Source organism: Chitinophaga sp. XS-30, assembly GCF_008086345.1.
Classification (GTDB): Bacteria; Bacteroidota; Bacteroidia; order Chitinophagales; family Chitinophagaceae; genus Chitinophaga.
Genome location: NZ_CP043006.1, coordinates 3,365,908 through 3,379,013, shown reverse-complemented (window position 1 = coordinate 3,379,013; position 13,106 = coordinate 3,365,908). Strand labels below are relative to the sequence as shown.

Sequence of the window (13,106 nt, the reverse complement as noted above, 5' to 3'; positions counted from 1 at the left end):
GTATCAAAATACCTTAATGCAGAAATATCTGGTCTGCCAGCAGGGCGGCGGCCATCAGTTTTTCCTCGTTCACCGGCAGCGCAATCTTGCGGGTATGGCAGAAAGCCGCCAGGTTCTCGGTGGCGATATTCCCCACCAGGTCATCCTGCGCCATGGGGCAGCCGCCGATACCGCGAATGGCACTGTCGAAACGCCGGCAGCCGTTATCGTAAGCCGCCGCTATCTTTTCCTCCCAGGTCTGCGGAGTGGAATGAAAATGTGCGCCAAACTCGATCTCCGGGTAAGCGGGAATGAGTTTGGAGAAAAGTTCCGCGATACCTGCCGGTTGCGCCACACCCACGGTATCGGCCAGGGAAACCACCGGCACTTCCAGCTCGGCAAAGGTGTTCGCCCAGTACAATACCGTACCGGCATCATACGGATCGCCGTAGGGGTTGCCGAATCCCATGGAAATATAGATCACCAGCTGTTTGCTGTTCTTCACGCAAAGCTCCTGGATGGTCTGTACCTGCTCCAGCGCCTCCGCGATGGTTTTATTGGTATTGCGCAGCTGAAATGTTTCGGAGATGGAAAAGGGGAACCCGAGGTAATGGATGGCATCATGGCTCACGGCATCCTCCGCACCGCGCACATTGGCCACGATGGCCAGCAGCTTTGTTTTACCGGCGGGTTGCAGACCTTTCAGCACTTCCGCCGTATCCGCCATCTGGGGAATGGCTTTGGCGGAAACGAAACTGCCGAAGTCCAGCGTATCGAATCCAACATCCAGCAAAACATTCAGATAACGGACCTTGTCTGCCGTGGATATTTGTGTTGGCCAGCCTTGCATGGCGTCCCGCGGGCATTCAATGAATTTGAGCATGATGGAATAGTTATCCGGAAAAACATCAATTTAGGATAAAAAAAGGGGAATATGAAAAAACAGCGATGTTGCTTTTTATGCTAATTTCGGAACACATCATTTACAATAACCTGACTATGCTGCACGAGATCATTGCCCCGCCCCGGCACCTGGAGAAGTATATCCGGCATTTCTGGGTATTGGAATATGACAGGATCACGACCGGGGACAGTCTGTTCAAGGTATTTGCGAGAAAATTCCCGCGCCTCGTCATCCAGCACAATGAGGGTAACTCCGCTATTTATGAAGATCAGCAACACCTGCCGGTATCTTACCTCAGCGGCCTTAACGCTGTCTCTTACACCTGCGGCATACAGCCTTCCGTATCCATTACCGGCGTGAGCTTTTACCCGCATGCCATCAAAACATTCTTCCGGTTCGATGTATCGGAAATGATCAATGAATTGCCCGACCTCTGCAATTTTGTTCCGCGTGCCTGGATCAGTGAGATCGTGGAAACGAAAGACTGGCGGCAGCGGATAGCGATACTCGTGCGTTTTTTCACCAACCGGTTGCTGGCCGCCAAAGAGGATGACCGCTTGTGCGCCATGAGCTGGCAGCTGATCGATCTGCATCCCGACCTTAACACGATCAGGAAGATCTCCAGGGCCTGCAATATTTCAGAAAGGCAATTGGAACGGCGGTTCAAAGCCTGCAACGGCTATTCCCCGAAACAGTTCCTGCGGATCTCGCGGTTCGAGAAATCGTTGCTCCTGCTGCGCAACGGCGGGTTCGGCAAACTTTCCGATGTTGCCCATGCGCTGAACTATTCGGACCAGTCGCATTTCATCCGTGAATTCAGGGAATTTTCCGGGCATACGCCTACCGAATATCTCCGGATGAATAAAGTGTATGAAGAGAATGCCGCATTCATCGTAAAAAACGATCCCTAAACAGCCGCCATCCGCTGCTTCATGGCTTCATAAAGGATGATGCCGGCAGCTACGGATACGTTGAAGGATTCGAAACCATTCTTCATGGGGATGTGGAATTGCATATCGGCAGCTTTTAACAGCGCGGGATATACGCCTTTGTCCTCCGAGCCCATGATCACCGCTACCGGTTCCTGCCAGGGGCAATCGAACAGCTGTTTTTCCGCTTCCATTTCGCTGGCCATTATTTTAATGCCATTCAGGTGGAGGGTGTCGATAGCTTTCAGGAGGCTGTCCACCCGGCAGACGGAGATGCGCTCCAGTGCGCCTGCGGAAGATTTGAGCGCTTCTTCGTTGAGCGCTGCAATGCCCCTGTCCGGGATGATGATGGCCTGCGCACCGCAGCAAACGGCGCTCCGGGCGATGGCGCCGATATTGCGCACATCGGTAATGCCGTCAAGAATGAGAAAAAGCGGCGTTTCGCCGCTGTCTACAACATGAGAGATCACATCCTGCAGGTCCAGGTACGCCACTTTGGCCGTTACAGCCACTACGCCCTGATGGTTGGCCTGTGTAAGGCTGTTGAGCTTCTCTACCGGTACAGTATTGATGGGCACACGCTGCTCAGCCGCCAGCTGACGGATCTGGGGAATGATGTCCCCGGAAGCATTTTTCAGGAGAAATATACGTTCTATGGCCTTTCCGGCCTTCATGGCCTCTACCAGGGGCTGCCGGCCGATGATCAGCGCGGATTGCTTCGGTTTGGGCGGCGATGGTTTAAATCGATGGTTCATCGCGGCAAAGATAACGCATCAAAGCTCCCCTTCCAGCATCATGAGCTTAATCTTTTGGATGGCGGCAACGGAGAGGGAATCCGTGATCTCATGATCCTTCACCATCCGGTAAGCGGTTTCGAAAGGTATTTTGCGGATGAACAGTTGTTCGGTCTCCTCGGGTTCGGCAGTCCGCTGTTCCAGGCCCCTGGCGAGGTACACGATACCGGCCTCGTCACTCACGGAGTTGGAGAGATGCAGCTGAACGATGGGGTCCCAGCGGGCCGCGACAAGCCCGGTCTCTTCCAGCAGCTCCCTTTGGGCGGAAAGCAGCGGGTCTTCCCCGAGGGGGCCGCCGCCTTCGGGTATCTCCCAGCTGAATGCCTCCAGCGGGAAACGGTACTGCCCCACGAGGTATATATTCATCTCTTCATCCAGCGCCACTACACCAATGGCCAGGTTCTTGAAATGCACGACGCCGTAAATGCCTTTGCCGCCATTTGGATTGATCACCTGGTGCTCCGTCAGCCGTATCCATTTATTATCGTACTGCACGGCTGTTGACAGTATCAGCCAGGGGCTTTGCTGTGTATCCATGCCCGCAAAATAAATCAAATCGACAGGTAATAGTAATAAAACTCCTCATCTCTTTTGAAACCGGTATCCTCGTACAGCGCCCGCGCCTGCCCGTTCGTAATCTGGGTTTGCAGCATGATGTAACGGGCATCCGTATTTTCGCCCAGTATGCGGGATGCGGTAATCAAGGCCCTGGCCGCGCCTTTGCGGCGGTGATCCGGGTGAACGAACAGGTCGTTCAATATCCAGGCCTTCTTCATGCCGATGGAAGAGAATACGGGATATAACTGGGTAAAACCGATGATCTGCCCTGCGTCCTCCGCAAGATAGACGACGCTTTCCGATCTTGACAGCCGTTCGGAGAGGTAAGCCTTTGCACCTTCCGTGTCAGGCGCCTGTTCGTAATGTTGCCGGTAGGCATCAAAAAGTATGGCGAGTTGCGGGAGATGATCGGTTGTTGCTTTGATGATCTGCATATGAAATGGAACTTTTGAAAAATTCGTTGTTGCCGGCCGGCGGAAGGCTAATTGGTGAACCGTGCCGGCCTGAAGAAGTATTGCTATTGCGCCCGGGCAGCCGCATAAAAAGAACATTGCAAGTGCTGCGACATTGTACCGGAAAGCACTGTTGCTCCCTCTAGTAACTCGTCCGCACCGGGAAGATCTGACCAAGATGGTGTTGCAGATGCCGCAGATAATCCTCCGCGATATACTGCAGGGTGACCGGCGCATTCGCCCCTATCACACAGATATTCCCCAGTGCAGCTTCCGGTATCAGCGGAAAGATGGAGGCGATGTGCTCATTGAGGCTTTTCCATAGACTGACCAGCGTTTTCCAGTCCTCCCGCTGATATTGCCTGGCTTCCACCCAGAAATCCTGCGTGTAGGAAGGTAACTCCTGGTATTCCGCCTGCTGGCCACGAACAAAGCGTGCATAGTTATTCGTCGCCGAATCGATGAGATGGCCCAGTATCTCCTTGCGGCTCCATTTGTGCGGAGCTGGTTTCAGCCCGGCTTCGATATCCGAAAAATGCAGCAGCCGCTCTGCCGCCTGCGCCACCGTCTCCCGCAAGTTTCCGGCAAGTGATGCCAGTGGCGGCGGTGTCAGGCTGATCTCCATCTTGATATCACATCGTTCATAACCGCCCTTTTCGAGTTGCTGTTCTTCAAAGCCGAGTTTGCAGTACATCGTGATGGCGGGTGTCAGTACCCGGTTGGAGTACAGCACCATCTTTGTAAAACCGGCTTCCGCCGCGCGTTGCTGAATGGCGGTGCCCAGCAGCCAGCCGAGCTTCCGGCCCTGAAAGCGTTCATCCACCCCCATCTTCGTCATTTCCACGGTCTGATCGTCCAGCTTCTTGTACGCCACGGTACCCGCGATCTCGCCATCCGCGGCCACAAAGATGATATCTCCGCCATGATCGATGATCTGTTCCTGCGGATGCTCCAGCACATTGATGTCTACCTGCTCAAGTTTAAAATACTTGCTGATCCAGTGTTTGTTCAGCCGCTCGAAATGCGGCTGCAGGGAAGGATGCCAGCTTAATACGCGGATATCATTTGTTGCGTTCATAACTTTTGTTCTTGTTAAATGCATTGTTAACGATATATACGCCCAACAGCGTAACCATACAGGAAATGCCCATTATCCAGTTCAGTGTTTCACTGAGGATCAGCCAGCCCAGGATCACCGCCACGATGGGATTGATGTAGGCATAAATGGAAACCAGCGAAGGCGGTAAATTGTTCAGTGCAAAAACGTATGCGGAATAACTCAGCAGGGAGCCGATGAAGATGAGATAAAGCAAACTGCCCCATAACTCACCGGTAAAGCTGGCCACGGTCAGGTGCTGGCCCATCAGTCCCGCTATCACCAGCATCACCAGTCCGCTGAACAGCATCTGGAAACCCGCGCCGTACAGGTAATTTATCCCGAGCGCCCACTTGGCCGTTAATACCGAGCCCAGGGCCCAGAACACGCAGGCCAGGGTAATGAGCATGATGCCGAAGCGGTATTCCGGCTCCATCAGATGGGCCAGGTTATTGTAGAAGATCCCGCCGATGCCGGCCAAACCGATCAGCATGCCGATAACCAGTTGCCAGGAGATCCTTGTCCGCTGTACCAGGAAGAAACTGAAAATGGTGATCCATATCGGTACCGTGGCAGCGATGATGGCGCCGAGACCGCTGGGGATGTACTGCATGGCCCAGGTCATCAGGCCGTTGCTGCCGCAAAGCATGATCACCCCGATCACGAAGAGCCTGGAGAGTACCGGCGTTTTCGGGATCTTGTAACCCTTCAGCAGGAAGAAAGCCGTCAGGATGACCCCTGCGCCTGTCTGGCGTAGACCGGCCAGCATCATGCCATGCATGTGCTGCACCCCGATGCGCGCAGCAAGGTAAGTGGTACCCCAGAAAATGCTGACAATGATCAATGCCAGGTATGCGTTCGTCTGTTGCTTTTTCATGATTGCTTATGATGGTAAAAAAAACCGGGCGACAGGTAGAGACCCATCGCCGCTCCTATTAATATCAACCTCTAAATCAATTGTTGCCGATGATGGCGGAAAGGTCTGAAATGGCTGTGGCGATGGTTTCCAGTTCATGCACGACCTTGTCGATATCCTGATCCGTAGTGCGCCAGTTGACCAGTGCGGCCCTGATGGCGGGGGTGCCTTTATACACGGTAGGTGTCAGGTACACAAGGCCCCGCTTGACGAGCTGCTGCAGGAACAGGTGGATATGCTCCTGCAGCCGGTCTGCCGGCTGGTTCAGCGAAAAGCAGACCACGCACATCCGTACCGGGGCCAGCAACCGGAAGTGCCCGCTCTGTACGAGCCGTTCTCCCAATTGCCGGGCCAGCCGGATGTTGGATTCGACCATATCTCTGTAGCCTTCCGCCCCGTAGGCTTGCAGGGAGAACCAGGCCGGAAGCGAGCGCAACCGCCGTGAGTTCTCGGGGGCGTAATGAATGTAGTTGAAGTTTGCCGCGGGATCGCCGAGATAAGCGGCGCCCGGGTTCTGGAACACGGCCAGCTGCAACTGCGGATGACGGGTGTAGATCATGGCGGCGTCATAAGGTACGTTCAGCCATTTATGCGCATCGATAGTGATGCTGTCCGCCGCTTCCCATCCGTTGAGCAGATGCCGGTAACGCGGACTTACCGCTGCAAAACCGCCGAATGCCGCATCGATGTGCAACCAGAATGTGTGTTCTTTTTTCAGTGCGGCCAGTTCCTGCAGATCATCAAAATCTACTGTATTTACTGTACCTGCACTGGCAATATAAATGAAAGGCTGGTCCGGATGCCCGGCAATCCACGCTTTCAGTGCCTGAAGGTCTGCCGCTTCCCGGTCCGGCAACGTGGGCAGCAGTGTGAGCGCATTACGTCCCAGGCCGAGCATGGACAGGGCTTTATACACACTGGAATGCGGCGTGGCGGAAAGGATATGTACCGCTTTCAACGCGGCTGCACCGTCTGCCGCCACATCTACCCCCTGCTGCGCTCCCAGCCACTGCCTGGCGGTGGCCAGTCCCGTGAAATTGGACATGGTAGCGCCACTGACAAAACAACCCAGGTAGTCTTCCGGCAAACCGAACAGCTGCCGCAATAAAGCAATGGTTTCCGTTTCAATATGGTAAGATACCGCCGATCTGTCCGCCGGGTTCATATCTATGGTAGCAGCCAGCCAGTCGCCGGCCAAAGCCGCGGGCGTAACGCCCCCTGTCACAAAACCGAAGTAACGCGGGCCGGCATTCGCCACCAGGTGATCACCGAAACGGTTATCAAAGGCTTCCAGCGCAGCCGCAGCGCCCATCCCCTTCTCCGGTAATGCGGCAGCAGGAAAGGAAGGCATGGCCTTGCTCACCTTCTCTTCGTGAAGATGACTGAGAAAGTCACCGGCATAATCAGCCGTCTGCTGAAGCAGTTCGGAAAATTGCAGAAGATCGTGGCGAAAGGAAGCATTCATAACCGGCGATTTCGAAGTCTTAAAATTGACAGCTCAAAATTCCGGCATTTTGCTATAAAAAAACAGATTCAGTTTTGTAAATTTTGACCAGATCAGATGGGTTGATCAAAATGAATGATCCATGACGAACATCATTCGTCATCAGAACAAAAGGCCGCCCTTTTCATGGTCCAGCAGCCATTGTTTACGCCACAAGCCACCGGCATAGCCGGTCAGTGCGCCATTGCTGCCGATCACACGATGACAGGGCACGATCACCGCCAGTTGATTGCGGCCATTGGTGGTGCCCACCGCACGAATGCTTTTAGGATTGCCGATCCGTTTGGCCAGGGCAAGATAAGTGATGGTCTCCCCATAGGGAATGGTGGTGAGGTGGTGCCAGACCGTTTGCTGGAAAGGTGTTCCGGGTTGCGCGATGGGAAAGTCGAACACTGTTCTTTTCTTATCGAAATACTCCTGCAACTGCAACGCGCAGGTATGCAGCAGCGGCGCGGCCTCCGGTGTTGACGGCGCTTTTTCATCATCGATAAAAGACACGGCCCTGATGTATTCCGCGGTACCGTATATCGCAATCATCCCCACAGGGGATTGGGTATAGATGAGTTGCTCGGCTGCTTCGGTAGTCATAATAATGGTTGCTTATGCTTTGTATGTGCCAGTTGAAAGATGATGTACAGATGGCGGGCTTCATGCAACACGAACATTTCCAGCCAGTGCGCAATGCTGAACTGTCCGTACACGCCATGTATGCCGGTACGTTGCAGATCCGTTCCGGAAAGCGTATCCACCAGGGCGATCAGGTCCTGGCGATCCTGTACGTATTGTTCAAGCAGGATATCTTTCCGCATATCCTTGAACTCCGCAAAACGTTTATCTTCCTCCCAGATATACGGCTCAAATACAGGCGCATCTTCTTTCATCATTCTTTCTATGCGTTTTTTGTAAACATGATGGAAAGCGGCGAGGTGCGCGGCATTCTCGAAAGCCGTCCATTTACCCGGGCGCAGGTCCAGATGCAGCTGTTCTTCCGGAACGGCGCCGATGATCTCTTCCAGGGCGAGATGCTGGACGCGCAGGCGTTTATCGAGGGAGAAGGGTAAGGTCAACTGGCTCATTTGAATGATTGAATGGAGGGTAAAGTTATGGAATATCGGGGATAAATATGGAGCGATGTCCCTGATGGGCAGCAGCATCTATGTGAGTTGTTCTGTTGAAACAGACCGGCAATTATCGTAATTGCGTCAGTCGACTGACCTAATTTAGCTAAATTGCGTCAGCCGACTGACTTAATTTAGATAAAATGCATCATTTACCCTTCACTCTTACATTGCATAAGTTCCGTTTTTTCTATCACGTCAAATCCCAAAGCACCTTCCGATACTTCCAATAGCAGGCAATGATCGGCAGTGATTTCAATCCTTCCCGGCAACACTCCGGGACTCTAAAACCTTAATCCGCTTATCCTGTTCAATAATATACAGCGTCAACTCCTCCACTTTCTGCAATAATTTCCGGTTCATTTCCCCGAGATCAAGCCCATCCGCCAGCACTTCCGATTCCGAAGGCATGTCCGGCAGATGTTGATGCACTTTGATGTAGGCATCCAGTTCCTGCAGCGAAGGCAGCTGATACTCCGGTCCGAATACGAAATCCGCCCAGGTTTCCTGTGTGACCTTCATTTTACGGGCGCCGATAGTGCCGGCTACCGTCAGTTTGTATTGGGGGTTCAACAAACCTATTCCCACGTTCCCGCTTCTGGACACCGCATATGGAGAAGCTAATATTACATCTCCATTCGCTTCAAAAACAAGCGGCGCAACATATCCGCCGCCAGGACGCGAGCCATAAAATTCCAGTGAGGACAATGTTGGCCCGCCGGAAAAATATCCGTCTTTTCTGTGTGAGATGACCCAGTTATGTACATTCCCCGCCGGAAAAGCAGATAAATCCTTCACCCTGAAATTGATATCGGAATAAACGACATTACTTCCATCGCTCAGAATGGTCAGGCCATCTCTTGTTGCACCATTGTCAATGGTCAATTTATTAACGGGCGCTGTCGTACCAATCCCCACATTACCTGTTCCGGGAAAATGGTTCTGAGCAAGAGCATTCAGGGATGTACAGCAGAGTAAAAACAGCAAAAACGGATTTACAAACTTTTTCATAGTGTAAAGGGTGTTGGGTTTAAAATATAAACATACATTATATCCCAATATCCGGAAAAATATTTATCACATAAAATTCTCACCAAACAGTTCCCATTTCCGTAATTTTGACCAGATCAGTACAATTCGCTTTTATGGAACATCTATATCTCCAGGTGGCTGACCGCATCCAGGCCATGATCGAAAAAGAAGTGATGAAGACCGGCGACAAGCTCCCTTCCGTCCGCTCCCTGAGCAAAGAACAGGGTATCAGCATGAGCACCGTCTTCCAGGCGTACTATCACCTGGAAAGCAAGGGCTACATCGAGCCGCGTCCCAAATCCGGCTACTACGTGCGCTTCTCTCCCCGCCGCCTGCCGGAAATGCCCAAAGCCTGCCGTCCCGTCAAAAAGGCCTCGGAAGTGAATGTCGGGGATATGATCACCGAAGTGTTCAACCACCTCAATCCCGATGACGTTCTGCGTTTCAACGTAGCGGCCCCTCCGGAGGAGTTGCTGCCCGCCGCCAGGCTCAGCAAATCGCTCATTCAGGCCATGCGCGCACTGCCCGCAGGCGGCGTGAACTACGAGAACCTCCAGGGCAACCTGCAGCTGAGACGCCAGATCGCGCGGATGAACATGCACTGGGGCGTGACCACTTTTACCGAAGAGGATATCGTGACCACCACCGGATGCATGGACGCACTCACCTTATGCCTCTCCGCTACCACCCAACCGGGCGATGTCATTGCACTGGAAAGCCCCGCCTACTGCGGCACCTTCCAGCTGGCGGAAAGCCTCGGGCTGAAGGTACTGGAACTGCCCACCAACCCGGTCACGGGGGTGGACCTGGAGTATCTGGATAAAGCCATTCCCAAATTCAGGATCAAAGCCTGCATTTTTGTGACCAACTTTTCCAACCCGCTCGGCGCCTGCATGCCGGACAAGAACAAGCGGGAGCTGGTGAAGCTGGTGAACAAATATGATATCCCGCTCATCGAAGATGATATCTATGCCGATCTGTATTTCGGGAAAACACGGCCTTCCAGCTGCAAGCAGTACGATCGTTACGGCAATGTGCTGCTGTGCAATTCCTTCTCCAAATCCCTCGCCCCCGGCTACCGTGTGGGGTGGACGATGCCGGGCAAGTATAAAGACAAGGTCCTCCGCCTCAAGCTCAATCACTCCGTATCCAGCGCGACCCTCCCCCAGGCGGCCATTGCACATTTTCTGGAGAACGGGCGGTATGAGCACCATCTCCGCAACCTCCGCAAAATGCTGCACACCCAATGCCTCCGGTACCAGCAGGCCATTGCGGACTACTTCCCGGAAGACACCTGCGTTACCCGCCCCCAGGGCGGCTATGTATTGTGGCTGGAGCTGAACCAGGCTATCAATACTTTTGAGCTGTATGATCTGGCCATGAAAAAGAAGGTGAGCTTCGCCCCGGGCAGGATATTCTCGCTGCAGGACCGGTACAATAACTGCCTGCGCATCAGCCACAGCCATCCCTGGAGCAAACAGATGGACGATGGCCTGAAAACCATCGGCAAACTGGCGCACCAGTTGCTGCAGGGGCGTTCATAAAAATGGCCAGGGCAAAAATGCCCCGGCCGTCTGTTACCCTACAACTGTTTACTAAACGGTTTTACGGTAATTCCAGATGGCAATACCATTGATCACCGCCGCAAACACGAACATGATACCGAAGTAATACCGGATATCCGCCCAACCGCTGCCTTTCAGCATCACCATCCGTATCACTTTGATGAAATAAGCCGCGGGGTTGAACAACGTGATCTTTTGCGCCCATACCGGCATGCTTTCTATCGGTGTAAAAAGCCCTCCCATCAAAATAAAAATGATCAGGAAAAACCAGGAAATGAACATGGCCTGCTGCTGGGTATCGGTAAATGTGGAGATCAGCAGCCCCAGGCCCAGGATCGCCAGCAGGTACACTGCGGCGTAAAGGAATACCCAGACGATATTCCCTTCCACCGGGAGGTTGAACACCAGCAAGCCGGCCACCAATCCGAATCCCAGTTCAAACAACGCTATGATCCAGAAAGGCAGCAGCTTTCCGATAATGAAATGAAATTTGCGTATAGGCGTTACATTTATCTGCTCTATTGTACCGGTCTCCTTTTCTTTCACGATGTTCATGCCGGAGAGAAACCCGCCGATCAGCGTGACCAGCACGCCTAATATGCCCGGCACCATGAAATACTTGTAATTCATGTCCGGGTTGTACCAATACCGCTGGTCAACCGCGATGCGGGCGGGGCCGTCGTCTTCATCCAGCGCCAGCCAGTCCAGCCGCAGCTGCCGGTTGAAGCTGCCGATGATGCTGCTGGCATATCCCGCCGCAAGACCGGCCTTGCTGCCGTTGATGGCATTGACCATGATATGCAAACGGGCTTCATCTTCCCGCACCAGGTCCCGCTCAAAATGCGGCGGAATGGTCAGCACCAGGTCCGCCCGGTCCATCGCAAGATCGTTGTACGCCGTTTTGGGGTCCCAGGTCTGGCGGTGCAGGGAAAAATAACCGGAAGCCAGCAGCTTGTCCCGCAACTGACGGCTCCAGGATGAACCATCCTGGTCCACGATATCAATAGTGAGGTTCCTGATCTCGTAATTGGCGGCAAAAGACAGCACCAGCAACTGTACCACGGGCACCACAAAAATGATGGGCAGCATAGAGCGGTTGCGGAAGATCTGCAGGAACTCTTTCTGTAATATGAAAAAGAGGGTACGCATCAGCTTAATCTTGTTTTAAAGTTGCGGATACTCAGTCCCAGGAAAAATACCGTCATCCCCGAGAGGATCAGCGTAGGCAGCCAGACCTGTTGCAGGCCGCCGCCTTTCAGCATGATGTTCTTCAGGATAATGATGAACCATTTTGCCGGGAAGATATTGGACAATACCCGCAGCGGCACCGGCATGCTCTCCAGCGGGAATACGAAGCCCGACAAAAGAATGGTCGGCAGCAGCAGCCCCATCATGGAGATCATCATGGCCGTTTGCTGGGAATTGGTGATGGTAGATATGAGGATACCGAGGGACAAAGCGGTGAGGCCAAACAACAGGCATTCCAGCAGCAACAGCACAAGGCTGCCTTTCACGGGCATGCCGAACACCCAGTAACCCATCGCCAGGATCAGCAGGGAGATGATGAATGACAGGGCGATGTATGGCAGTACTTTCCCGGCGATGATCAACAGCGGGCGCAGCGGCGATACCAGCAGTATTTCCATCGTACCCAGCTCTTTCTCCCGTGTGATGGTGATGGAGGTCATCATGGCGGACACCAGCATGAGGATCAGCGTCATCACCCCGGGGACGAAGAGGAAAACGCCCTTGAGCGAAGGATTGTATTCCATCCGCACCGCTGTGGTGATCGTTAAAGGCAGGTCCGTTTTACCACCCATTTCCTCCTGGTACTGCATGATGATGGCATTGGCGTAATTGGTCAATGTTGTGGCGGTATTGGGGTCTGATGAATCGGTGATGAGTTGCAGGGGCGCTTTGCGGGCGTGATGAAAATCGTGCCCGAACCGGTCGGGGATCACCAATACCAGTTTGATATCTCCTTCCCGGAATGCCGTTTCCACCGCATCGCGGGAAGAAAGGTAATGGCTCACCGCAAAATGACCGGAAGCGGTCATCCGGTTGATCAGCCGGTGGCTGAAGGCATCCTGCGAATGGTCCAGCACAGCGATCTGCGCTTGATGGATCTCGTTGGTGATCGCAAAACCGAACAGCACGATCAGCACGACCGGCATGCCGAACAGGATCAGTAACGTACGCTTGTCGCGGAAAATATGGTAACATTCTTTTCTGACAAATACCAGGAACTGACGCATAGTA

The 13,106-nt window shown here is 53.3% G+C and carries 14 protein-coding genes; 2 read left to right on the top strand and 12 right to left on the bottom strand.

Features of this window, described 5'->3' with window-relative positions; all coding sequences use genetic code 11:
• Positions 1 to 13: 13 nt before the first annotated feature.
• On the bottom strand, positions 14 to 862 hold the full coding sequence (locus tag FW415_RS13890; RefSeq protein WP_148386006.1) for a hydroxymethylglutaryl-CoA lyase: 849 nt from the start codon (positions 860 to 862) through the stop codon (positions 14 to 16).
• 77 nt (positions 863 to 939) lie between these two features.
• On the opposite strand from FW415_RS13890, the gene FW415_RS13885 reads away from it, so the two are divergent.
• A complete protein-coding gene (locus tag FW415_RS13885; RefSeq protein WP_168208818.1) occupies positions 940 to 1,794 on the top strand; it encodes an AraC family transcriptional regulator in 855 nt (284 codons plus the stop codon).
• On the opposite strand, the gene rlmB is transcribed toward FW415_RS13885, so the two are convergent.
• The 9 genes from rlmB to FW415_RS25150 form a co-directional block, all read right to left on the bottom strand.
• Positions 1,791 to 2,567, bottom strand: a complete 777-nt coding sequence (gene rlmB, locus FW415_RS13880) for a 23S rRNA (guanosine(2251)-2'-O)-methyltransferase RlmB (protein ID WP_148386004.1) — start codon at positions 2,565 to 2,567, stop codon at positions 1,791 to 1,793. The two genes, FW415_RS13885 and rlmB, sit on opposite strands and share 4 nt — an antisense overlap.
• Positions 2,568 to 2,585: 18 nt before the next feature.
• Complete coding sequence (locus FW415_RS13875; protein ID WP_148386003.1) at positions 2,586 to 3,143, bottom strand: NUDIX hydrolase; 558 nt, start codon at positions 3,141 to 3,143, stop codon at positions 2,586 to 2,588.
• Positions 3,144 to 3,157: 14 nt separating this feature from the next.
• Positions 3,158 to 3,598, bottom strand: coding sequence for a GNAT family N-acetyltransferase (locus FW415_RS13870; RefSeq protein ID WP_148386002.1), 441 nt, complete (start codon positions 3,596 to 3,598; stop codon positions 3,158 to 3,160).
• Positions 3,599 to 3,758: 160 nt separating this feature from the next.
• A complete protein-coding gene (locus FW415_RS25005) occupies positions 3,759 to 4,694 on the bottom strand; it encodes a GNAT family N-acetyltransferase (RefSeq protein WP_168208817.1) in 936 nt (311 codons plus the stop codon).
• The gene (locus FW415_RS13860; protein ID WP_148386001.1) at positions 4,678 to 5,589 is read right to left on the bottom strand and encodes an EamA family transporter; all 912 of its coding nucleotides are present in this window, start codon (positions 5,587 to 5,589) and stop codon (positions 4,678 to 4,680) included. Before FW415_RS13860 ends, FW415_RS25005 begins: the two co-directional genes overlap by 17 nt.
• 76 nt (positions 5,590 to 5,665) lie before the next feature.
• Complete coding sequence (locus FW415_RS13855; protein ID WP_148386000.1) at positions 5,666 to 7,093, bottom strand: pyridoxal-dependent decarboxylase; 1,428 nt, start codon at positions 7,091 to 7,093, stop codon at positions 5,666 to 5,668.
• Between the two features lie 141 nt (positions 7,094 to 7,234).
• Positions 7,235 to 7,720, bottom strand: coding sequence for a methylated-DNA--[protein]-cysteine S-methyltransferase (locus FW415_RS13850; RefSeq protein ID WP_246858741.1), 486 nt, complete (start codon positions 7,718 to 7,720; stop codon positions 7,235 to 7,237).
• Positions 7,717 to 8,208: a DinB family protein gene (locus FW415_RS13845; RefSeq protein WP_168208816.1), complete on the bottom strand. Its 492-nt coding sequence runs from the start codon at positions 8,206 to 8,208 to the stop codon at positions 7,717 to 7,719. The genes FW415_RS13850 and FW415_RS13845 overlap by 4 nt, the downstream gene beginning before the upstream one ends.
• A gap of 297 nt (positions 8,209 to 8,505) precedes the next feature.
• Positions 8,506 to 9,261 carry a hypothetical protein gene (locus tag FW415_RS25150; RefSeq protein ID WP_210420688.1) on the bottom strand — a complete coding sequence of 252 codons (756 nt, stop codon included), beginning with the start codon at positions 9,259 to 9,261 and terminating at the stop codon, positions 8,506 to 8,508.
• A gap of 134 nt (positions 9,262 to 9,395) precedes the next feature.
• On the opposite strand from FW415_RS25150, the gene FW415_RS13835 reads away from it, so the two are divergent.
• Positions 9,396 to 10,826, top strand: a complete 1,431-nt coding sequence (locus tag FW415_RS13835) for a PLP-dependent aminotransferase family protein (protein ID WP_148385997.1) — start codon at positions 9,396 to 9,398, stop codon at positions 10,824 to 10,826.
• 51 nt (positions 10,827 to 10,877) lie between these two features.
• Here the strand turns inward: FW415_RS13835 and FW415_RS13830 are convergent, their stop codons facing one another.
• On the bottom strand, positions 10,878 to 11,996 hold the full coding sequence (locus FW415_RS13830; RefSeq protein ID WP_148385995.1) for an ABC transporter permease: 1,119 nt from the start codon (positions 11,994 to 11,996) through the stop codon (positions 10,878 to 10,880).
• Complete coding sequence (locus FW415_RS13825; RefSeq protein ID WP_148385992.1) at positions 11,996 to 13,102, bottom strand: ABC transporter permease; 1,107 nt, start codon at positions 13,100 to 13,102, stop codon at positions 11,996 to 11,998. The genes FW415_RS13830 and FW415_RS13825 overlap by 1 nt, the downstream gene beginning before the upstream one ends.
• Positions 13,103 to 13,106 lie beyond the last annotated feature (4 nt).

Bases quoted from the DNA above. Each gene is read 5' to 3' on its own strand.
- FW415_RS13890 (WP_148386006.1), bottom strand. From the start codon at position 862: ATGCTCAAATTCATTGAATGCCCGCGGGACGCCATGCAAGGCTGGCCA.
- FW415_RS13885 (WP_168208818.1), top strand. From the start codon at position 940: ATGCTAATTTCGGAACACATCATTTACAATAACCTGACTATGCTGCAC.
- rlmB (WP_148386004.1), bottom strand. From the start codon at position 2,567: ATGAACCATCGATTTAAACCATCGCCGCCCAAACCGAAGCAATCCGCG.
- FW415_RS13875 (WP_148386003.1), bottom strand. From the start codon at position 3,143: ATGGATACACAGCAAAGCCCCTGGCTGATACTGTCAACAGCCGTGCAG.
- FW415_RS13870 (WP_148386002.1), bottom strand. From the start codon at position 3,598: ATGCAGATCATCAAAGCAACAACCGATCATCTCCCGCAACTCGCCATA.
- FW415_RS25005 (WP_168208817.1), bottom strand. From the start codon at position 4,694: ATGAACGCAACAAATGATATCCGCGTATTAAGCTGGCATCCTTCCCTG.
- FW415_RS13860 (WP_148386001.1), bottom strand. From the start codon at position 5,589: ATGAAAAAGCAACAGACGAACGCATACCTGGCATTGATCATTGTCAGC.
- FW415_RS13855 (WP_148386000.1), bottom strand. From the start codon at position 7,093: ATGAATGCTTCCTTTCGCCACGATCTTCTGCAATTTTCCGAACTGCTT.
- FW415_RS13850 (WP_246858741.1), bottom strand. From the start codon at position 7,720: ATGACTACCGAAGCAGCCGAGCAACTCATCTATACCCAATCCCCTGTG.
- FW415_RS13845 (WP_168208816.1), bottom strand. From the start codon at position 8,208: ATGAGCCAGTTGACCTTACCCTTCTCCCTCGATAAACGCCTGCGCGTC.
- FW415_RS25150 (WP_210420688.1), bottom strand. From the start codon at position 9,261: ATGAAAAAGTTTGTAAATCCGTTTTTGCTGTTTTTACTCTGCTGTACA.
- FW415_RS13835 (WP_148385997.1), top strand. From the start codon at position 9,396: ATGGAACATCTATATCTCCAGGTGGCTGACCGCATCCAGGCCATGATC.
- FW415_RS13830 (WP_148385995.1), bottom strand. From the start codon at position 11,996: ATGCGTACCCTCTTTTTCATATTACAGAAAGAGTTCCTGCAGATCTTC.
- FW415_RS13825 (WP_148385992.1), bottom strand. From the start codon at position 13,102: ATGCGTCAGTTCCTGGTATTTGTCAGAAAAGAATGTTACCATATTTTC.